Here is a 19,566-nt window from a genome sequence, read left to right as displayed (position 1 = left end):
TGCGTTCATTCTGGGCGATAGTGTGCGAATTCGCTCGTTTCTGTGAAACATGCGCACACTATCGATCGGAGGTCGTGTGACGTGAACAGACCATCGAGTTCCCGAGCCGGCGCCGTCCTGGCCGGCACCGCCCTCACCGCAAGCCTGCTGAGCATCCCCGCGGCGGCGAGCGGCACCGAGCCCGCACCCACGGCCACCACGAACGGCACGTGGACCGTCAGCGCGCCGCCGGCGGCCGGAACCACACCGCCGACCGCACACGTCGGCCTTGACGATGCCGGCACCCCGACCCTCGCCGTCAGCGCCGGCGGCGAGAACGTCCTCGCACCCGCGCCGATCGGCATCGTCACCGACGGCGCCGACCTGTCCACCGGCCTGCGCCTGGTCGAGCACAGCGAGCGCATCGTCACCGAGAACTACACGACCACGACCGGTAAGGAGACGACGCGGCACCGCGTGATGCGCGCGGCCACCTTCTCGTTCGCCGGCGACGGCGGCACCGAACTCGACGTGGAGGTACGGGTGGCCACCGACGGCGTCGCCTACCGCTACCGGCTACCCGACCGCGACGGCACCACGGTGGTCAGCGGCGAGGCCTCGAGCTGGCGCCTGCCCACCGACGCACCGGCCTGGCTGCTGCCGCACACCGCCTGGTACGAGGAGCCGCGCACCGAGACGACCGTCGGAACCGCCGCGACCGACGACTACGGTCACCCGGCGCTGTTCGACGTCGACGGGACCTACGTCCTGCTCGCCGAGTCCGGGCTGAAGTCGTCCTACCCCGGCGCCTTCCTGACCCACGAGCAGGGGACCGGGCGGTTCGGCGTCGGCCTCGTCCAGTCGAAGGTCACCGCCGAGGATGAGCTGGTGACCCCCTGGCGCACCGCGATCGTCGGCGACCTCGGCACCGTCACCGAGTCGACGCTGGTGGACGATCTCGCCCCGGACTCGCGCGTCGACGACACGTCGTGGATCGAGCCGGGCACCGTCGCCTGGTCGTGGCTGCCCGAGCACTCGAGCCCCACGGACTTCGAGCGGCAGAAGGACTACGTCGACTACGCCGCCGAGCACGGATACGAGTACACCCTGGTCGACGAGGGGTGGAACGCCGCCTGGGTGCCGGACCTGGTCCGGTACGCCCGCGCCCGCGGCGTCGACATCCTGCTGTGGTTCCGCTGGTGGGAGGTGCAGACGCCGGAGGAGATGGCCGAGCAGTTCTCCCGCATCACGTCGTGGGGCGTCAAGGGCGTGAAGATCGACTTCATGAACACCGGCGCGCCGACGCACGGCGAGAGCACCGACCGGCACCGCTGGTACGAGCAGGTCCTCGCCGCGACCGCTGAGCACGAGCTCCTGGTCAACTTCCACGGTTCCACGCTCCCGAAGGGGCTGCAGCGGACCTGGCCGCACCTGATGACCTACGAGGCGGTGCGCGGCGCGGAATACTACTCGTTCGGCGGGGACCCGCAGGTCACGCCTTCGTACAACACGATGCTGCCGTTCAGCCGCAACGTCGTGGGGTCGATGGACTACACGCCGCTGACGTTCGGCCAGCAGTCACGCTCGACCACCGACGGGCACGAGCTCGCGTTGCCGGTGGTCTTCGAGTCCGGGCTGCTGCACGTGGCCGAGACCCCGGAGGTCTTGGCGCAGCGCCCGGAAGCCGAACGCGTCATCGACCAGCTGCCCACCGTCTGGGACGAGACGTCGCTGGTCGCCGGCGATCCCGGCTCGCACGCCGTGCTCGCCCGCCGGTCCGGCGACCGCTGGTTCGTCGGCGGCATCGTCGGCGGCGCCGGGCGTGAGCTGGACGTCCCCGTCGACTTCGTGCGCGGCGGGCGGTGGCTGGTCGAGATCGTCACCGACGACGGGTCCGGCGGGCTGGTCCGCACGTCCGAACGGGTGGTCCGCGGCGACACCATCACGGTCCCCGTCCAGGCCGACGGCGGCTTCGTGGCGATCATGTGCCGTGCCACCGACCGCCGCCAGAGCTGTGACGAGCCGGTCCACACCGCTCCGGACAGCACCCTGCGGGTCGAACCAGCCGAAGCCGTCGTCGAGCCGGGAACCTCCGTCACCGTCGACGCCGCCTTCACGCTCGACGAAGGGGACCCCGTGCACGACGTCACCATGCGCGCCACCGCGCCCGACGGCTGGCGGGTCGACGGTCCGCAGGTGCGCCGTGCCCGGTTGGCCGCCGGTGTCGAACTGACCGGTCAGTGGACGCTCACCGCGACCGACACGGCGGCCACGGGGTTCGTGGACCTGCCGGTGGCCGTCGAGTTCGACCACGTGCGCGGCTCCGAGCGGGAGCGCATCCACGTGGCACGGGCCGTCCGGGCGCTGGTTCCGCCGCCCGCGCCGGACAGCGACGCCTACGTCAGCGACATGGAGTTCCTCACCTCGTCCAACTCGTGGGGACCGGTCGAACGGGACGGCTCCAACGGCGAGACCGCGACCGGGGACGGCACCACCATCACCATCGGCGGCACCGAGTACGCCAAGGGCCTGGGGGTGCACGCCACCTCGAGCGTCACCGTCTACCTCGGCGGTGCGTGCGAGCGCTTCACCGCCGACGTCGGGGTCGACGACGAGGTGGGCGATCAGGGCTCGGTGGCGTTCCGGGTCGCCGGTGACGACGCCACACTCGCCGAGACCGGCGTGCTGACCGGCGCCGACGGTCCCAGAGCGCTCGACGTGGACGTCAGCGGCGTTCAGCTGCTGACACTCGAGGTGACCGACGGCGGCGACGGCATCAACTCCGACCACGCGGACTGGGCCGGCGCCATGCTGCACTGCGGCTGACCCGGCACGCATCGAGCGCCGTGCCGCCTGCGTGACCAGGCGTCGCCGGCCTCAGGCGGCGGGCACGTCCCCGCGCTGCTGCGTGACCGCGCCGGGCACCGGCTCGGCGCGGTCACGGCCGACCGCCACCATCCGGTTGTCCGCGTCGACGTGCACCACCCGCGGTTCGAGCCGGCGTGCCTCGGCGTCGTCGAACACCCCGTAGCTGATCAGGATCACCAGGTCGCCGGGCTGGACGAGGCGCGCCGCCGCGCCGTTGACGCCGATGGCGCCCGACCCGCGCTCGCCGGAGATGGCATAGGTGGTCAGCCGCGCGCCGTTGGTGATGTCGACGATGTCGACCTGCTCGCCGGGCAGCAGGTCCGCCGCCTCCAGGAGATCGTCGTCGACCGTGACCGATCCCACGTAGTGCAGGTCGGCCTGGGTGACGGTGGCCCGGTGGATCTTGCTCTTCATCATGGTGCGGAACACAGCTACTCCTGGTCTCGCTCGATCGATGCGGTCTGCTGACCGTCACCGTCGGCGTCGCCGTCGGGATCGCCGCCGCCGGCCGGAGCCTGGCGGCGCGACATCCATTGTTCTGGAACATCGGCCTTGCGCGCCAATCGTGCCCGCTCAGCCTGGGTGCGGACGATGACGCGCGCCTCGTGCGCGTACCGGTGCCGGATCACCGCGTCCACCGGGCCCGGTGTCGTGTCGACACGGACGGTGGCCAGGCCGAGCCGGCGCTGCAGCGGCCCTTCGACCACCCGGACGCTCTGCGTCTTCGCGTGCGGGACCGCGGTGAAGTTGCGGTACAGCACACCCTCGCGGACGACGACCACGTGGTCGTCGGCGCCGTAGGCCAGCCGTCGCCAGCCGATCGGGCGCAGCCATCGCGCCGGCCGCGGAGCCGGATGCAACGGCACCGCCAACGGGTCGGACCCCGCCAGCACGTACCGCAACACCGTCGTCGCCTCCTCCACCGTCGCCACCGGCAGCAACGTCGACGTTCGCTGGCTGTCGTCGGTCGACTCGCCCGCGTAGCCGGCGACGTCCACGTCGAGTCGGACCCAGCCCTTCCATCTCCACAACAACGGCTGCCGCATCGCTACTCCCTGGACCCGGCCCGGAGGCACCGTCTGGTGCTGGGTGTCCAGCAGGCCCTTGCGGATGCGGTAGCCGTCCGGCGACTCGGAGAGCACGAAGCCGAAGTTGCGCCCCAGCTGGTTCCACAGCGCCGCGCCGATGGCGATGACGGCCGGCAGGATGGACCAGCCGACGCCGAGGATCGCGCGCCGGTCCGGGACGACGGCGAAGGCCACCGCGATGCCGACCAGGATCACCAGGCCGAACACGAAGACCCCGGACAGTAGCGTCGACCACACCAGCCGCTCCAGCGGCACCTCGTGCACCGAGCGCTCCGGCGCCTCCGGGGTGTCCGCGTCGATGCCGGCGGCGCGTGCCAGCAGCTCGGCGCGCAGCCGGATCGCGTCCTCCACGCCGAGGTACTGCAGCGGCGCCTCCGACTTGCCGCCGCCGGCCACCTCCATCCGCAGCTCGGACACGCCGAGCAGCCGTCCCGCCAGCGGGCGGTTGATGTCGACGGCCTGCAGCCGGTCGAGGCGCACCCGCCGGGAGCGGCGGTTCAGCACGCCGGAGTCGATGCGCAGCGCGTCACCGTCGAATCCGTAGCGGGTGAACCACCAGGACACCAGCCCGGTGATCATACCCAACACGGCGATGGCCACCACGGTGAGCCCGAACCGGCCCATCTCGCCGGAGCGCAGCGCGTCCTGGCCGCCGAACGCGATCGCCGCGGCAAGGAACGCCCACCCGCGCAGCAGCGGTGTCAGCGGGTGCAGGCGGCGGAAGTGCTCGGGTGTACCGGAGGCAGGCGCAGGCCGCTCAGCGGCCGTGCCCGAGACCGTGTCGGAGGCCGTGTCCGGGGTCGTGTCCGGGGTCTCGCCGTCGCCCGTCGGCTCAGTGCTCACGGTCGCTCACAGCCCGGCCGCCTGCGCCTCGCCCAGCGCCGACAGCCGGTCACGTAGCCGGGCGGCCTCGGCGGCGGGAAGGCCCGGGATCTTGGCGTCGGTCGCCGGGGACGCGGTGTGCAGCTGGACGGTCGCGAGCCCGTAGCGGCGCTCCAGCGGCCCGGACGCGACGTCGACGAACTGCATCCGCCCGTACGGGACGACGGTCAGCTTGCGGTACATCACGCCGTGCGTGACCAGCAGGTCGTCGACGCGCTCCGCATAGCCCCACGCACGCCAGTTCCGCGGGATGAGCCACAACCCCCAGATCAACCCGACCACGCAGGCGCCGAGCGCGACGACGACGCCCGGCGTGCCCCACAGCAGGCCGAGGCCCACCGCCACCACGGCGGTACCGAGCGCGAGGGAGACGAGCAGAACGAGTCGTCGCAGGTGGACGAGTTTCCGAGACACCTGCTGCCAGTCCTCGTCCGGTGGCGCGAACAGCGCATCCTGGTCCACGGCACCCGAGGCTACCCCGTAGGCCCAGCCCGCGCCGCACCTCGGTGACGCAGCCACGTGCGATCAGCCTGAGCACCCGTTGTGCACGTCGTCAGGCTCGGGCGCCAACCCGTCATGATGGTGGAACTGAGGCAGCGTCGGCCAGGGTTTCGAGGCGCTGGAGAGTTGACAGCATCTACGCTGTCAACTCTCCAGTCGCACGACAGACCGCCTCGCAGCGCTGAATTCCCACGCGATCGTCAATTGCCGACGGCCCCGTCAGCATCAGCCGGCAAGGGACGGGTCAGGGAGTGAGTTCGCCGACCGGCAGCGTCACACGCAGCGTGTTGCCCGGCGGTGCGAGCGGGCACGCCCACGCAGGGTCGTAGGCGCACGACGGGTTGTAGGCGAAGTTCAGATCGACCACCAGCCCGTCGGACGGCGAGCCGCCGAGGTCCGCGCCCTTGACGGTGTCGATCAGGTACCGCCCGGCGCCGTACGTCGCCGAGCCCGCCGAGGCGTCCTTGACCGGGACGAAGACGCCACCTCCGTAGGAGTCGAGCCACCACACGTCGAGGTCGCCGACCGGCAGGTGCAGCCGGCCGACCCGCTCGAACGGCACCACGCCGTCGGTGCCGGTGGGCACCTCCATGCGGTACGGCTCGACGTCGGTGTCCACGGCAGCGGTGAACCGCATCGCCGGATCGTAGGGGCCGTACTTCAGGAGAGAGCGGTCAGCGGAGCCCTCACCGTCCGGTCGCCGCTCGTCCACGGACGGCTCGTCGGTGTGGTCACCGCGCTGCTCGGCCGGGACGGGAGACGCGGGGTGGGTGCGGAACAGGCGCTCGCGCGCCGCGACCCACTCCGCGTGTGCCCGCGCCGGGTCCGGCTCGGCTCGGACCCGGGCATAGAGCGCATGGACCCGGCGCCGCCAGTCGAGGACGTCGAGCGCCGTCACGACGCGGCCCCGAACCCCCGCGGCGGTCGGCGACCCGGCGCCGCCCTCAGAGCAACCCCTGCTCTTCCAGGTAGGCCGCCGCGACGTCCTCGGCCTGCTGACGCTCCGCGTCGACCTGCGCGTTCAGTTCGGTGAGGTGCTCGGTCGTCAGCGTCTCGCTCAGCGGCTGCAACGCCTCGGCCACCGCGTCGTCGCCGGCGCTCTCGGTGTTGACGACCGGCACGATGTTGTCCGCGAGCTGCAGGTTCTTGTCGTCCTCGAGCAGCACCAGATCGAACTGGCCGAGCGTTCCGTCGGTGGTGGCCACCAGGCCGAGGTCGGCGTCGCCGCGCTGCACCGCCTGCTTGGTGCGCGTGCTGCTGAACCCGAGCGCCAGCGGCGGATCGACGATCTCGAGGCCGTAGACGTTTTCCAGCCCCGGCTCGCAGAACGGCCGGTCGGGGCACTCCTCGACCGCCGCGAGAGTGAGCGGGCGGCCGATCTCGGCGAGGTCGGAGATCGTCGTCAGCCCGTGCTGGTCGGCGAACTCCTGCGTGACGGCGAAGCCGTTCTGGTCCGCGGCCTGGGCGGGCTCGAGGATCGTCAGCCCGTACTGCTCGGCCAGCGGCCGAGCCGCCTCGACGGTCTCTTGGGCGTCGTTGGTGGCGATCGGCGCGTCGGTCGGCGCGTCCGGGCCGTTGGCCCTGGTGTTCAGGTACTGCGCGAACGTCGCCGCGTACTCGGGCACGACGTCGATCTCGCCACTCTCGAGCGCCGGACCGTAGATCTCGCGGTTGCCGACGGACTGGATGTCCACCGTGTAGCCGGCGTCCTCGAGCAGCGCCGCGTACATCTCCTGCATGATGACCATCTCGGTGAAGTCGGCACCGCCGACGGTCAGCTCGCCGGAGCCACCGGCCGCGGTCTCGTCTCCACCGCCGTCGCCCTGGAACACTTCCTCGTCGTCACCGCAGGCCGCCAGGGTGAGTATCAGGCCCACACCGGCCGTGGTGGCCGCGAGCCTCCGCCGCTTCGTCATTTCTCGGCACCGCCTTCCGGGCGTTCACCTTCTGTGTCCCGTGACGGCGTCGGTGCCGTCACGCGTGTCCGGCGAGCACCAGCAGCGCCCGCATGTTCCTCGTAGTCAACTACGAGGCACCGACAACCTCATCCCGTCCGTTCCGCGAATCGGGTCACGATCCCGTCTCGATGGCCCGGTCGACCTCGATCGCCGCGGAACCGCGCGCCCGGCGGCTCGCCGCGGACGAGGAGCGCTGTCGCGCACGACGGACCGGGTCGGCAGCCCGCTGCAGCCATTCCATCAAAGCCTCCACCACCAGCGCGAGCGCGGCGACCAGGATCGCGCCGGCCACGATCTGGGCCACGTCCTGGCGGCCGAAGCCGCTGGTGATGATGCGGCCCAGCCCCGGGCCCGAGACGAACGCCGCCAGCGTCGCCGTCGCCACGACCTGCACCGCCGCGAGCCGGACGCCGGTCATGATCAGCGGGACCGCCAGCGGCAGTTCGACCTTGCGCACCACCTGCAGCCCGTTCATGCCCATGCCCAGCGCCGCGCTACGTGCGTCCGGGTCGACCTCGCGCATGCCGACGTAGGTGTTCGTGAGGATCGGCGGCAGCGCGAACGCCACCAGGGCGAGGATCGTCGTCCACACGGACAGCCCCAGCGGGGTCAGGAACAGCAGCACCAGCACCGCGAACGTCGGCACCGCGCGGCCGACGTTGCTGATGTTGATGGCCAGTGTGCCCCCGCGCCCCACGTGCCCCAGCCACAGCCCGATGGGCAGGGCCACCGCGCACGCCAGTCCCAGCGACACCGCCACGACCCAGACGTGCTCCCAGAGCCGGGTGGGGACGCCGTCACGGCCCTGCCAGTTGGCGCCGTCGCCGAACCACCCGAACGCCTCGATCAGCGCGTCCACGTCAGCTCACCCCCCGCCGCCACGGTGTTCGCCACCGTTGCAGGCCGACCAGCAGCAGGTCGGCCACCAGCGCCAGCACCACGCACAGGACCGAGGCGGTGAGCACCTCGGCCCGGAAGTTGCTGTCCAGCCCACGGTCGATCAGGTTGCCCAGGCCGCCGTGGCCGACGATCATCCCGATGGTGGTCATGGCGACCGTGGAGACCGTCGCCACCCGCAGTGCCGCGTACACGGCGGGCATCGCCAGCGGCAGCTCGACCTTGCGCAGCAACCGCAGCCCGTCGTAGCCCATGCCCACCGCGGCCTCCCGGACGTCCGGGGGCACGCCCTCGAGCCCGGTCAGGATGCCCCGCACCAGGATGGTCAGCGTGTACAGGATCAGCCCCACGATCACGGTGGTCGCGGTCAGCCCGGTCACCGACAGCAGCAGGCTGAACATCACCAGGGACGGCACCGTGTACAGCACCGTCGACGTGCCGAGAATCAACGCGCGCAACCGCGGCCAGCTCCGGGCGAGCACCGCCAGGACCAGCGCGAGCACGAACCCGCCTGCCACCGACGTCACCGTGATGCCGACGTGTTCGACCAGTGCGTCGACGATGTCGTCGGAGCGGGTGCGGACGTACTCGGCGCACACCCAGTCGTTGCGCACGAGACAATCGTCGGTCAGGGTTGCGGTATGAACGGGCCCGTGGAGCGCCATTCGGACGACAGTACCGAACAGCGGATGATTCGTCTCGATGGCGTTTCCAAGACGTACGCCGACGGCACCGTCGCGGTGCACGAGCTCACCCTCGATGTCCGACGCGGCGAGCTGGTCGTGCTGGTCGGCCCGTCCGGCTGCGGCAAGACCACGACCATGAAGATGGTCAACCGCCTGGTCGAGCCGACCGGAGGGCGGATCTTCGTCGACGGGCGCGACGTCACCCACGTCGATCCGGTGGGGCTGCGCCGCGGCATCGGCTACGTGATCCAGAACGTCGGGCTGTTCCCGCACCGCAGCATCGAGGACAACGTGGCGGTCGTGCCCGAACTGGTCGGCTGGCCCGCCAAACGCCGCCGCGAGCGCGCCCGCGAGTTGCTCGAGCTGGTCGGGCTCGACCCCACCACCCACGGCACGCGGTACCCGCACGAACTGTCCGGAGGCCAGCGCCAGCGCGTCGGCGTGGCGCGCGCGCTGGCGGCCGACCCGCCGGTGCTGCTCATGGACGAGCCGTTCAGTGCGGTCGACCCGGTGGTGCGCTCACAGCTGCAGGACGAGTTCCTCCGGCTGCAGGACGACGTGCGCAAGACGATCCTGTTCGTCACGCACGACATCGAGGAGGCGGTCCGGCTGGGCGACCGCATCGCGGTGTTCAAGCAGGGCGGCGTGCTCGAGCAGTTCGACAATCCCGCCGCCATCCTCGGGGCGCCGGCCACCGACTTCGTGGCCGACTTCGTCGGCGCCGACCGAGGGCTGAAGCGACTGTCGGTGACCCCGGTCACCGAGGCCGACCTCGAGCATCCGCCGGTGGTGAACCTCGAGGACGAGCTGGCCACGGCCGGGTTCGCCATGGGCGAGTCGAACTGGGCGGTCGTGCTCGACGCCGAGGGACGGCTGGCCGGCTGGGTCTCGCAGGAGATGACCACGACCGGCACCGGCCGGGTGCACGACCACGCACGACGCATGGAGGCATGGGTCGAGCTGGACGACAGCCTCAAGGTGGCGTTCTCGGAGATGCTGCAGTGGAACGCCGGCTGGATCGCCGTCCTCGGCGACGGCGACCGCTACCTCGGCGTGCTGACACCGTCGACGCTGCACACCGCGTTGCGCCGGTCGGTGGAGGCCGACCTGCTCGACGTCGCGCCGGACGAGGTCGTCCTCGAGACCGTGCAGGACGCCTGAGCGAAACTCAGGCCGAGCGTTCCTCGGGCGGCTCGACGGGCTCGCTGTGCGGCTGCTGCTGCGCCTCCGGCAGCAGGTCGGTGTTCTTGTCCTCCCACTTGATCAGGTCGACGACTGTCGGCGCCTCGCTGAGATCCGGCCAGAGGTCGTTCCATTCCGCGCCCTCGGCGAGCTTGGCCAGCTCGACACTCGGCGTGGAGGCATCGGGCCGCGCGCTGCGCGCCGACGCGATCTCGGCCTCGAGCGCGTCGAGCCGCCCGCGCATGACGTCGATGCGCTCGGACGCGACATCGAGCAGACCCATCATGTGGTCGGTGAACTCGCGGTGCTCCTCCGAGTAGCGCGCGTGCGCCTCGGAGTACTCGGCGGCCTGCTCCGCACGGACCGTGGCGACCTCGACCCGCAGCCGTCTCTCCAGTCGGAGGATGAACGCGCCCAGCACGGCGGACACGGCGGCACCCACGGCCGCCGCGAGCCGCGGCCACGGACCGTCCGAGACGAACGCGACGGCGACGAGTGCGGCAGCGAGGGCAGGGGCGAAGACGGCCAGAACGCGAACGGTGTTCAGGCGTCGGCGGTGACGGACGGAGGCCATGGGCGTCACGGTACCTGCTTGTACGGCGCGAAACGGACGTCACACGCCGCGGCACACCGGGAGGTTGAAGAAAGTACGTCGGAATGGCCGTTGCCGGCGTCGCCGCCCCGAGTCGCGGACGGCGAACGCGTCGGCAACGGCGTTCAGCTCGTGTCGACTACTCTGCCGTGAAACCGGGGCAAGATCAACTCGGTCGGCGGCGTGTCGTGGTCCGCGTAGGCGGCTCAGTCCTGGTTCGAGTTCTCGTCCGAGTCGGACGGCGGGACGAGGCACGCCCGCTCGAGCCGTATCGCCGCGACCGTGAGGACAACCGCGCAGCCCACCACGATCGCCGACAGGACCGAGCGATCGCGTCCCTGCGGAGAGTGCAGCATCGTCAACGCCAGCGCGCCGATGCCCGCGTAGGCGCCCACGACGACGGCGCCGAAGTACCCGGTGGCCTTGGCCAGCGCCGCCGCACGGGCGACGCGCAACGCGTCGATGGACCGGTCGTAGCGGCGTTCACCGACCCACTGCCGTACCGCCCGTGCGCCCGCGAACATACCGGCGCCCAGGAACAGCAGCAGGAACGGCAGCACCCACGGAACCGGCGGAAGCGCACCCGACCACGCGTCGATCACGCGGGCGATCGACCACCCGATCGGGACCGCGACCAGCGCGGCCCACACCAGGGAGGCGATCGTGGTCTTGTGCACAGTGATGACGGAACCCCGGCGTCAGCTCGGGAACTCCAGCTGCTCTTCCAGCCGCCGCATCCCGGAGGCGTCCACGGCGGAGCTGAGCTCGACCACGCGGCCCAGGCCCGGCACCCTGAAGTCCGGGTCGACGTCGGCCCACGGCACCAGCACGAACGCCCGCTCGGCCAGGCGCGGGTGCGGGACACGCAGGTCGTCGTCGTCCGCGGTGACGTCGCCGACCGCCAGGACGTCGATGTCGAGTGTCCGCGGACCGTTGCGCACCTCGCGGGTGCGCCCGTACGCGCTCTCGGTGGACTGTGCGCGTTCCATCAGCGAACGCGGCGACAGCGTGGTGTCGACGACGAGGACGGCGTTGAGATACTTGGGTTGGTCGGCTGGTCCACCCGCCGGCTCGGACTCGTACACCGGTGAGACGGCCACCGGCACGATCTCCGAGGAGTCGCTCAGGGTGTCGACCGCGGCCTGAAGGTAGTCGAGCCGGTCGCCCAGGTTGCTGCCGAGCGCGAACGCCGTTCGGCGCAGTGGGCGCAGGTCCCCAGTCAGCGTGTCGGCATCGACGACGTTGGGGTTTGGCACATTGGTCACGTTCGGGCCCTTCGAATCGTCACTGTCACATCGCCGAACGGCACCGGCACCGGCGCCTCCGGCTTGTGCACGGTCACTTCGGCGTCCTCGACTCTGGGGTCCTCCAGGCAGAGATCAGCGATCCGCTGGGCGAGCGTCTCGACCAGTCGGACCGGCTGCCCCGAGACGAGACCGACCACGCGTTCAGCAAGACTGCCATAGTCGACAGTGTCGGTCAGGTCGTCGCTCTCGGCCGCCGCACGAGTATCGACGCCGAGGACGACATCGACTCCGAACAACTGGCCGTTCTCCCGCTCGTGCGGGAACCAGCCATGATGTCCGCGCGCGGTCAGGCCGCGCAGCTCGATACGGTCGGGCACGCCACGACACTAGTCGCAGCCGCGCCGCCTCCGCTCCCCCCGGGGCGGTGGTCTTCGCCACGAGCGCGGGGCCTTCCGTCGCGGGGGTGCGGTACGTCATCGGAGCGGCCCGACCGGTTCCGCACCCAGGCGCGCGGCGACCCGCACGGCGTCCAGCGTGGCCGGAACCGTGTGCACGCGCACGCACCACGACCGGCGCATCGCGGCGGTCGTCGACAGCGCGTCGGTGGCGGCGTCGCGTCCGGTGGGCGCCCGTCGCTCCCCGGTGTCCGGGTCGGCCAGCAGCACCCCCAGGAACGTCTTCCGCGACGCGGCCACGAGGACCGGGTAGTCCAGCGCGACGATCTCGTCCAACCGGCGCAGCAGCGTCCAGTTGTGGTCCCAGGTCTTGGCGAAGCCGAGCCCGGGGTCGACGGCGATCCGGTCCGGCTGGATGCCGGCGTCGAGGGCGGCATCCACACGCGGGCGCAGTTCCGCGACGACGTCCGCCACCACGTCGTCGTACGTGGTGCGCTTCTGCATGTCCGCCGAGTGACCGCGCCAGTGCATCAGGACCACGGGCGCCTGGCCCGCCGCGACCACCCGCAGCATGTCCGGGTCGGCCTGGCCACCGGACACGTCGTTGACCAGCGCCGCGCCCGCGTCCAGCGCCTGCCCGGCCACGGCGGCGCGCATCGTGTCGACGGAGACGACGGCGCCTGCTGCGGCGAGCTCGCGCACGACCGGCACCACCCTGCGCAGCTCCTCGTCCAGGGACGGTCGCTGTGCTCCCGGCCGCGTCGACTCGCCGCCGACGTCGACCAGATCGGCGCCCTCGGCCACCAGCTGCAGCCCGTGGTCGACCGCATCGCGCGGCTCGTACCAGGCGCCGCCGTCGGAGAACGAGTCCGGCGTGACGTTCACGACGCCCATCACCAGCGTCCGCTCCGGCTGCGGCAGACCGGCGACGTAGCGCGCGGGCACCCCCTCCGGCGGCCCCGCGGTGCCGGTCCCGGGAACGGCGCCGCTCACGACAGCGCCGCCGCGATGTCGCCGCGGTGCTGCCCGCCGTCCAACTGGATCAGCCCCACCGCCTCGTACGCGCGTGCACGTGCGTCCTCGAGGTCGGCGCCGACGCCGGTCACCGACAGCACCCGCCCCCCACTGGACACCAGCTCCCCGTCGGCGTCGAGGCGCGTCCCCGCGTGCAGCACCTCGACCCCGGGAACGGCCGCGGCCTTGTCCAGGCCCAGTACGCGGTCGCCCTTGCGCGCCGCCTCCGGGTAGCCGTGGGCCGCCACGACGACGGTCACGGCCGCACCGTCCTGCCAGATCGGCTGCGGATGCTGCGCCAGCGTGCCCGTCGCCGCGGCCCACAACAGGCCGCCGAGCCCAGAGCGCAGCCGGGCCAGCACGGCCTGGGTTTCCGGGTCGCCGAACCTGGCGTTGAACTCCACGACCCGTACGCCGCGGGGCGTCAGCGCCAGCCCCACGTACAGCAGCCCGGTGAACGGCGTGCCGCGCCGGTGCATCTCCGCCACCGTCGGCCGCACCACCCGCTCGAGGACGTCGTCGACGAACCCGTCCGGCGCCCACGGCAACGGGGTGTAGGCGCCCATGCCCCCGGTGTTCGGACCGGCGTCGCCGTCGTAGGCACGCTTGTAGTCCTGCGCGGGCGTCAGCGGCACGACGGACATGCCGTCGGTCACGCAGAACAGCGACACCTCCGGCCCGTCCAGGAACTCCTCGACCACCACCCGGTCACAGGCCTGGGCGTGCGTGAGCGCCGCCGCCCGGTCGTGGGTGACGACGACGCCCTTTCCGCCGGCCAGCCCGTCGTCCTTGACCACGAACGGCGCGCCGAACCGGTCGAGCGCGTCCTCGACCTCGGCACGCGTGTCGCACACCACGGCCATCGCGGTCGGCACGCCGGCGGCGGCCATGACGTCCTTGGCGTACGCCTTCGACCCCTCGAGCCGTGCGGCGCGCGAAGCCGGGCCGAAACAGGCGATCCCCCGTGCCCGGACCGCGTCGGCCGCACCGGCCACCAGCGGCGCCTCGGGGCCGACGACCACGAGGTCGGCGTCGAGCCGGGCGGCCAGGTCGGCCACCGCCTCGTCGCGTTCGGCGTTGACGGGATGGACCGGGACCTCGGCGGCGATGCCCGCGTTGCCGGGCGCGGCCTGGACTTCGGCGACCTCGGGGTCACGCAGCAGACAGCGCACGATCGCGTGCTCGCGCGCCCCGGAACCGATGACGAGTACCTTCACGCCCGCCGAGCCTATCGGTCGCGCCGGCCCGCTACGGTGAGCGGTGATGAGCGAGCGATGGATCGACCTCACGGGTGCCGTCAACGTCCGCGACCTCGGCGGGCTGCCGGCCACCGGCGGCGCCACCACCCGCTTCGGCCAGATGCTGCGTTCGGACAACCTGCAAGGGCTGACCGACGACGACGTCTCGCAGCTCACCACCGCCCTGAACGTCCGCGACGTCGTCGACCTGCGCACCACCACCGAGGTCGTCGCCGAGGGCCCGGGTCCGCTGCTCGGCCACCCCGCCGTCACGGTGCACCATCTGTCGCTGTACCCCGAGATCGGCAGCAACACCGACGTCGAGGCCGAGTCCGTGCTGCCGTGGAACCAGGAGTCCGACGAGGTCACGATCTGGGAGTCGGCCGGCCTCTACTACACGAACTACCTGCGGCATCGGCCGGCCAACGTCGTCGCGGCGCTGCGGATCATGGCCAACGCGGCGGGCGCCACCGTGACCCACTGCGCCGCCGGCAAGGACCGCACCGGCGTCGTCTGCGCGCTCGCCCTGTCCGTCGCCGGGGTCGAGCGCGACGCCATCGTCGACGACTACGTCCAGTCCGGCGAGCGTATCGAGCAGGTCGTCGCCCGGCTGAAGACGACGCCCACCTACGCCGCCGACCTGGACAGCCGGCCGGTCGACTCGAACCGTCCGCACGCCGAGTCGATGCGCACGTTCCTCGACCGCGTCGACCACGAGTTCGGCGGCCCGTTGCGCTGGCTCGGCGTGCACGGCTGGACCGAGTCCGACACCGAGGCGCTGCGCGCTCGTCTGCTCGACCGATGACCGGTCCGACGGTCGTGCGCGCGTACCGCGACGGTGACGACGACGCGCTCTACGACATCTGCCTGCGCACCGGCGACAGCGGCGGCGACGCCTCCGGTCAGTTCGCCGACCCGCGGCTGCTGGGCGAGATCTACGTCGGTCCCTACCTGCGGTTCGAGCCGGAACTGGCGTTCGTGGCCGACGACGGTGACGTCGCCGGCTACGTCCTGGGCGCCCGCGACACCCGGCAGTTCGAGGCGACCTGCGAGCAGCTGTGGTGGCCGCAGCTGCGCCGTCGCTACCCGGAGGGGACGTATCCCGAGGGCAGCCGGGACGCGCGGCTGCTCGGGCTCGTCCATCGGCCGCCTGTGGCCGATGCCGACGTCGTCGCCACGTACCCGTCGCACCTGCACATCGACCTGCTGCCGCGCACCCAGGGACGCGGCATGGGACGCGCGCTGATGGAACGGCTGCTGGAGGCCCTGGCGGCCACCGGCTCGCCGGGCGTGCACCTCGGTGTCGGCATCGGCAACGAGCGCGCCGTCGGGTTCTACCGGCGGCTCGGCTTCACCGTGGAGCGCGAACTGCCGTCCGCGTTGATCATGGCCCGCACCGTTCCGTGATCAGCGGATGAGGTCGCGCACCGCCACGATCTGGTCGCGCCCCGGGCCGACGCCGACGGCCGAGACCGGCGCGCCGCACATCTGCTCGATCGTCTCGACGTAGCGGCGCGCCGCCGGTGGCAGGTCGTCCAGCGACCGCGCGCCGGAGATGTCCTCGTCCCAGCCCTCGAGGTACTCGAAGATCGGCACCGCGTGGTGGAACTCCGTCTGCGTCTGCGGCATCTCGTCGTGCCGCACGCCGTCGACGTCGTAGGCGACGCAGACCGGCACCCGGTCGTACCCGGTCAGCACGTCCAGCTTGGTGAGCACGAAATCGGTGACGCCGTTGACCCGGGTCGCGAACCGGCCGATGACGGTGTCCAGCCAGCCGCACCGGCGCGGGCGGCCGGTCGTGGTGCCGAACTCGCCGCCCGAACCGCGCAGCAGCTCGCCCTCGTCGCCGTGCAGCTCGGTGGGGAACGGCCCCTCGCCGACGCGCGTGGTGTAGGCCTTCAGCACCGCGATGACGCTGTCGATGCGGGTGGGCGGGATGCCCGACCCGGTGCAGGCGCCGCCGGACGTCGCGTTCGACGACGTCACGAACGGGTAGGTGCCGTGGTCGACGTCGAGCAGCGTCGCCTGGCCGGCCTCGAGCAGTACTGTCTCGCCGGCGTCGAGAGCGTCGCTCAGCAGCAGCGCGGTGTCCGTGACGTGCGGTCGCAGCCGCTCGGCGTAGCTCATCAGCTCGTCGACCACCTCGTCGACGGTCACCGCGCGCCGGTTGTACACCTTGACCAGCAGCTGGTTCTTCAGGTCGAGGGCGCCCTCGACCTTCTGCCGGAGGATCTTCTCGTCGAACAGGTCCTGGATCCGCAGGCCGACGCGGGACATCTTGTCCGCGTACGTCGGGCCGATCCCGCGTCCGGTGGTGCCGATCTTGCGGTTGCCGAGGAAGCGCTCGGTGACCTTGTCGAGGACGCGGTTGTACGACGGTATGACGTGCGCGTTCGTGCTGACGGCGAGCGTGCTCGTGTCGACGCCACGCGCCTGCAGCGCGTCGATCTCCTCGAACAGCACCGAGAGGTCGACGACGACGCCGTTGCCGATGACCGGGGTGACGCCGGGCGTCAGGATCCCCGACGGCAGCAGGTGCAACGCGTACGTCTCGTCGCCGATGACGACGGTGTGCCCGGCGTTGTTACCACCGTTGAACTTCACGACGTGGTCCAGGTGGCCACCGATCAGGTCGGTCGCCTTCCCCTTGCCCTCGTCCCCCCATTGCGCTCCGACCAACACGATCGCGGGCATCGCGGGCCTTCCCCTCTGCACCAGACTGCGGCCGCACAGAGGCTACCCGAGACGCCGCTGACCCCGCAGACGCGAGGTGACCGACAGGGATTCCCCATCGCTACAGCGTGGGTGGATCCCTGTCGGTCACCCGGACGCGCGTCAGTCGATCCGCTCGAACGGCAGGTGCAGCCGCAGGTCGTCGCCCGGAGCCGGCAGCCGCGGGTACCGGCCCATGGCGGTGATCTCGCCGCGGTTCAGCGCCCGGTCGTAGATGCGCACGTCGTCGATCGAACCGTCGAAGCGGTTGACGCCGTCGAGCCGCTGGCCGACGTGGATGCCGTTGATCCGGAACTCCTTGCCCTCGGTCACCGAGCCCGTCGGGCCCTCGTCGGTGCCGGCGACCCGGACGCCGTCCACCCACAGCGTGATGGTGCGCCCGTCGCGGCGCAGCACGACGTGGTGCCACGCGCCGTCGTCGTAGGCCCGCTCCGACGTGATGGCTGCCGTGCCGTCGTACGCACCGACCAGGGCACGGATCCGGTCCCGCCCAGGCTCCGCGCGCAGCCAGATCTGCGGCGTGTTGCCGGAGCCGACCCGGTAGGCCCACAGGATGGACTGCGCGGAGTCCTTGTCGCCGTAGCGGATCCACGACGACAGAGTGAAGTCACCGTCGGCCAGGTCGACGGCGTCGCCGAACGGGATCTCGACCCGGTCGTCGGCGCCGTCCAGGGCCAGTGCGCTGCCGTCACGGCCGTCGCCGAGCTGCGCACCGCCGCGGACGTAGGCGTCGTTGTCGTAGCTGGACACGTCCGGCGTCGTCGGCCCGGGCTCCGGGTCGTCCGGCAACCCCGGCGGCTCGCCGTTCGGCTCGGCGAGGAAGGCCTCGTCGAACGTCGCGAACCGGATCTGCTCGTACGGCGAGTCGGTGCCGCCTTCGTACATCAACGCTGCTCGGCCGTCACCCAGCGCGACCATGTCCGAATAGGCCGACGGTCCCCAGTGCACGACCTTGCCCTCGTCCCAGGTGTCCCAGGTCCGCGCCTCGTCGTAGGACGAGCGGATGGTCATCACCTCACGGGCCGCCGGATGTGCCGGCGCTGAGAACAGGATGCGGTTGTGCTCGTCGCCTCGGTCGGTGGCACGCAGTCGCAGCGTCGCGCCCTGCACCACCGGCGTGACCAGCTCGGGGATCGTCGCGAACGGCTCGTCGAAGGTCTCGCCGCCGTCGGTGCTGACGGCGAAGGCGCGGTTGCCCTCGTCGGTGCCGTTCTGGTCGCGAGCGGCCGCGTAGACCGAGCCGTCGACCAGCTCGACCGGGCTGATCTCCTGCGGGACGACGCCCGGGTCGCGGTTCTGGTCCAGTGCGCCGACCTGCCACGTCGCGCCGCCGTCGTCGCTGTACGCGAGCATCCCGGCGTCGATCTCGCCGCCGTCGCCTCCGGCGTTGACGCCGATGACGAGACGTCCCGCGTGCGGGCCGCGCTCGAGCTGGATGCCGTGCACCGGCCCGGTGGCCAGCCAGCGGTCCCACGCGGGGTCCTTGATCTGGTCCGCGATGTTCCGCGGCTGCGTCCACGTCGCGCCGTTGTCGTCGCTGAACTGCACGTACGGGGTGCGGACGTGGTCGTGGTCGCCGGGGTTGTGGGTGGAGACGAGAACGATGCGCCCGGTCTCGCGGTCCACGACCGGCGCCGGGTTGCCCTTCGTGTCGCCGGCGCCGTCCTGGACGATCTGTATCGGGCCCCACGTCCGCCCGCCATCGGTGGAGCGGCGCAGCACGGTGTCGATGTCACCGTCGTCGCCGCAGTCGTTCTGCCTGCCCTCGGCGAAAGCCAGCAGCGTTCCGTCGTTGGCCCGCACCACCGCGGGGATGCGGAAGCAAGAGTAACCAGCTTGGCCTCGCTCGTAGAGGACCTGCTGGTGGAACTCCGGCGCGGCGCCGGCGGCGGAACCGTCGGCATCGGGCGCCGTCGGCGTCCCGGTGGCCGAGGCGACGCCGGCGGCCATCAGAGCCGTCGCGGCGATCAGCGGGACGAGCGCCGGGCCGCGGCGCGGACGGAGTCGGATCGAACGGGGCATGGCGGCACCTCCGGGGGTCAGGTGGCGGGGCGGTCCTCGTTCCGTCTGTGGCTGCCTGGGGTCGGGGGGTGTCCTTCCGGCCGGCGCGGCAGCTCGTCGATCTGCGAACCGGACGGACAAGTAGGTTATGGGATAAGTAACATCCCATATCTCTGTGCCACTGTCGAGACTCTGTCCACGACCGATTCCGGCGCCGCCGGGTGGCTGAACGGTCGCGGCGCCCGCACGACGTCAGCCCCGGTTCGACACGACGTCGTCGCGCCGGACCGGGGCTGCTCGAAGCG

At 71.7% G+C, this 19,566-nt stretch carries 19 protein-coding genes; 4 read left to right on the top strand and 15 right to left on the bottom strand.

The features are described from left to right. Window positions 1-81 precede the first annotated feature (81 nt). Window positions 82-2,805 carry an NPCBM/NEW2 domain-containing protein gene (locus tag CLV30_RS14630; protein WP_205740926.1) on the top strand — a complete coding sequence of 908 codons (2,724 nt, stop codon included), beginning with the start codon at window positions 82-84 and terminating at the stop codon, window positions 2,803-2,805. Between the two features lie 51 nt (window positions 2,806-2,856). Here the strand turns inward: CLV30_RS14630 and panD are convergent, their stop codons facing one another. From panD to CLV30_RS14595, 7 genes are all read right to left on the bottom strand, one after another. Beyond that, complete coding sequence (gene panD, locus CLV30_RS14625; protein WP_106537959.1) at window positions 2,857-3,276, bottom strand: aspartate 1-decarboxylase; 420 nt, start codon at window positions 3,274-3,276, stop codon at window positions 2,857-2,859. Between the two features lie 2 nt (window positions 3,277-3,278). Beyond that, window positions 3,279-4,778 carry a PH domain-containing protein gene (locus CLV30_RS14620; RefSeq protein WP_106537958.1) on the bottom strand — a complete coding sequence of 500 codons (1,500 nt, stop codon included), beginning with the start codon at window positions 4,776-4,778 and terminating at the stop codon, window positions 3,279-3,281. A gap of 6 nt (window positions 4,779-4,784) precedes the next feature. Next, on the bottom strand, window positions 4,785-5,279 hold the full coding sequence (locus tag CLV30_RS14615; RefSeq protein WP_165358666.1) for a PH domain-containing protein: 495 nt from the start codon (window positions 5,277-5,279) through the stop codon (window positions 4,785-4,787). Window positions 5,280-5,562: 283 nt separating this feature from the next. Continuing rightward, entirely contained in the window at window positions 5,563-6,216 is a 654-nt protein-coding gene (locus CLV30_RS14610) for a DUF1684 domain-containing protein (protein WP_106537957.1), read from the bottom strand. Window positions 6,217-6,262: 46 nt separating this feature from the next. Continuing rightward, window positions 6,263-7,234, bottom strand: a complete 972-nt coding sequence (locus CLV30_RS14605; RefSeq protein WP_106537956.1) for an ABC transporter substrate-binding protein — start codon at window positions 7,232-7,234, stop codon at window positions 6,263-6,265. A 154-nt stretch (window positions 7,235-7,388) separates the two neighbouring features. Then, entirely contained in the window at window positions 7,389-8,135 is a 747-nt protein-coding gene (locus CLV30_RS14600) for an ABC transporter permease (RefSeq protein WP_106537955.1), read from the bottom strand. Window position 8,136: 1 nt separating this feature from the next. Beyond that, window positions 8,137-8,838 (bottom strand): ABC transporter permease, encoded by a 702-nt coding sequence (locus CLV30_RS14595; protein WP_106537954.1) that lies wholly within the window; start codon window positions 8,836-8,838, stop codon window positions 8,137-8,139. Between the two features lie 24 nt (window positions 8,839-8,862). Here CLV30_RS14595 and CLV30_RS14590 point away from each other — a divergent pair, with 24 nt between their 5' ends. After that, complete coding sequence (locus tag CLV30_RS14590; protein ID WP_106537953.1) at window positions 8,863-10,020, top strand: ABC transporter ATP-binding protein; 1,158 nt, start codon at window positions 8,863-8,865, stop codon at window positions 10,018-10,020. Between the two features lie 7 nt (window positions 10,021-10,027). Here CLV30_RS14590 and CLV30_RS14585 read toward each other — a convergent pair whose 3' ends face one another. The 6 genes from CLV30_RS14585 to purD form a co-directional block, all read right to left on the bottom strand. After that, window positions 10,028-10,615 (bottom strand): hypothetical protein, encoded by a 588-nt coding sequence (locus CLV30_RS14585; protein ID WP_106537952.1) that lies wholly within the window; start codon window positions 10,613-10,615, stop codon window positions 10,028-10,030. A 224-nt stretch (window positions 10,616-10,839) separates the two neighbouring features. Beyond that, complete coding sequence (locus CLV30_RS14580) at window positions 10,840-11,310, bottom strand: DUF3180 domain-containing protein (protein WP_165358667.1); 471 nt, start codon at window positions 11,308-11,310, stop codon at window positions 10,840-10,842. Window positions 11,311-11,331: 21 nt separating this feature from the next. Continuing rightward, complete coding sequence (gene folK, locus CLV30_RS14575) at window positions 11,332-11,898, bottom strand: 2-amino-4-hydroxy-6-hydroxymethyldihydropteridine diphosphokinase (RefSeq protein WP_106537950.1); 567 nt, start codon at window positions 11,896-11,898, stop codon at window positions 11,332-11,334. Further along, window positions 11,895-12,257 carry a dihydroneopterin aldolase gene (gene folB / locus CLV30_RS14570; RefSeq protein WP_106537949.1) on the bottom strand — a complete coding sequence of 121 codons (363 nt, stop codon included), beginning with the start codon at window positions 12,255-12,257 and terminating at the stop codon, window positions 11,895-11,897. The genes folK and folB overlap by 4 nt, the downstream gene beginning before the upstream one ends. Window positions 12,258-12,353: 96 nt before the next feature. Next, window positions 12,354-13,169, bottom strand: coding sequence for a dihydropteroate synthase (folP, locus tag CLV30_RS14565; RefSeq protein WP_106538051.1), 816 nt, complete (start codon window positions 13,167-13,169; stop codon window positions 12,354-12,356). A 95-nt stretch (window positions 13,170-13,264) separates the two neighbouring features. Continuing rightward, window positions 13,265-14,506 (bottom strand): phosphoribosylamine--glycine ligase, encoded by a 1,242-nt coding sequence (purD, locus tag CLV30_RS14560; RefSeq protein WP_106537948.1) that lies wholly within the window; start codon window positions 14,504-14,506, stop codon window positions 13,265-13,267. A 46-nt stretch (window positions 14,507-14,552) separates the two neighbouring features. On the opposite strand from purD, the gene CLV30_RS14555 reads away from it, so the two are divergent. Continuing rightward, a complete protein-coding gene (locus tag CLV30_RS14555; RefSeq protein ID WP_106538050.1) occupies window positions 14,553-15,332 on the top strand; it encodes a tyrosine-protein phosphatase in 780 nt (259 codons plus the stop codon). Next, on the top strand, window positions 15,329-15,934 hold the full coding sequence (locus CLV30_RS14550; protein WP_106537947.1) for a GNAT family N-acetyltransferase: 606 nt from the start codon (window positions 15,329-15,331) through the stop codon (window positions 15,932-15,934). Before CLV30_RS14555 ends, CLV30_RS14550 begins: the two co-directional genes overlap by 4 nt. Here CLV30_RS14550 and CLV30_RS14545 read toward each other — a convergent pair whose 3' ends face one another. Together CLV30_RS14545 and CLV30_RS14540 are read right to left on the bottom strand one after the other, a co-directional pair. Then, window positions 15,935-17,221, bottom strand: a complete 1,287-nt coding sequence (locus CLV30_RS14545; RefSeq protein WP_106537946.1) for an adenylosuccinate synthase — start codon at window positions 17,219-17,221, stop codon at window positions 15,935-15,937. 141 nt (window positions 17,222-17,362) lie between these two features. Beyond that, window positions 17,363-19,282, bottom strand: coding sequence for a sialidase family protein (locus CLV30_RS14540; RefSeq protein WP_106537945.1), 1,920 nt, complete (start codon window positions 19,280-19,282; stop codon window positions 17,363-17,365). Between the last annotated feature and the right edge of the window lie 284 nt (window positions 19,283-19,566).

The sequence above is a fragment of the Haloactinopolyspora alba genome (assembly GCF_003014555.1).
Taxonomy (GTDB): Bacteria; Actinomycetota; Actinomycetes; order Jiangellales; family Jiangellaceae; genus Haloactinopolyspora; species Haloactinopolyspora alba.
Note: the sequence above shows the minus strand (reverse complement) of the source record. Positions and strands in the feature narration are given on the sequence as shown.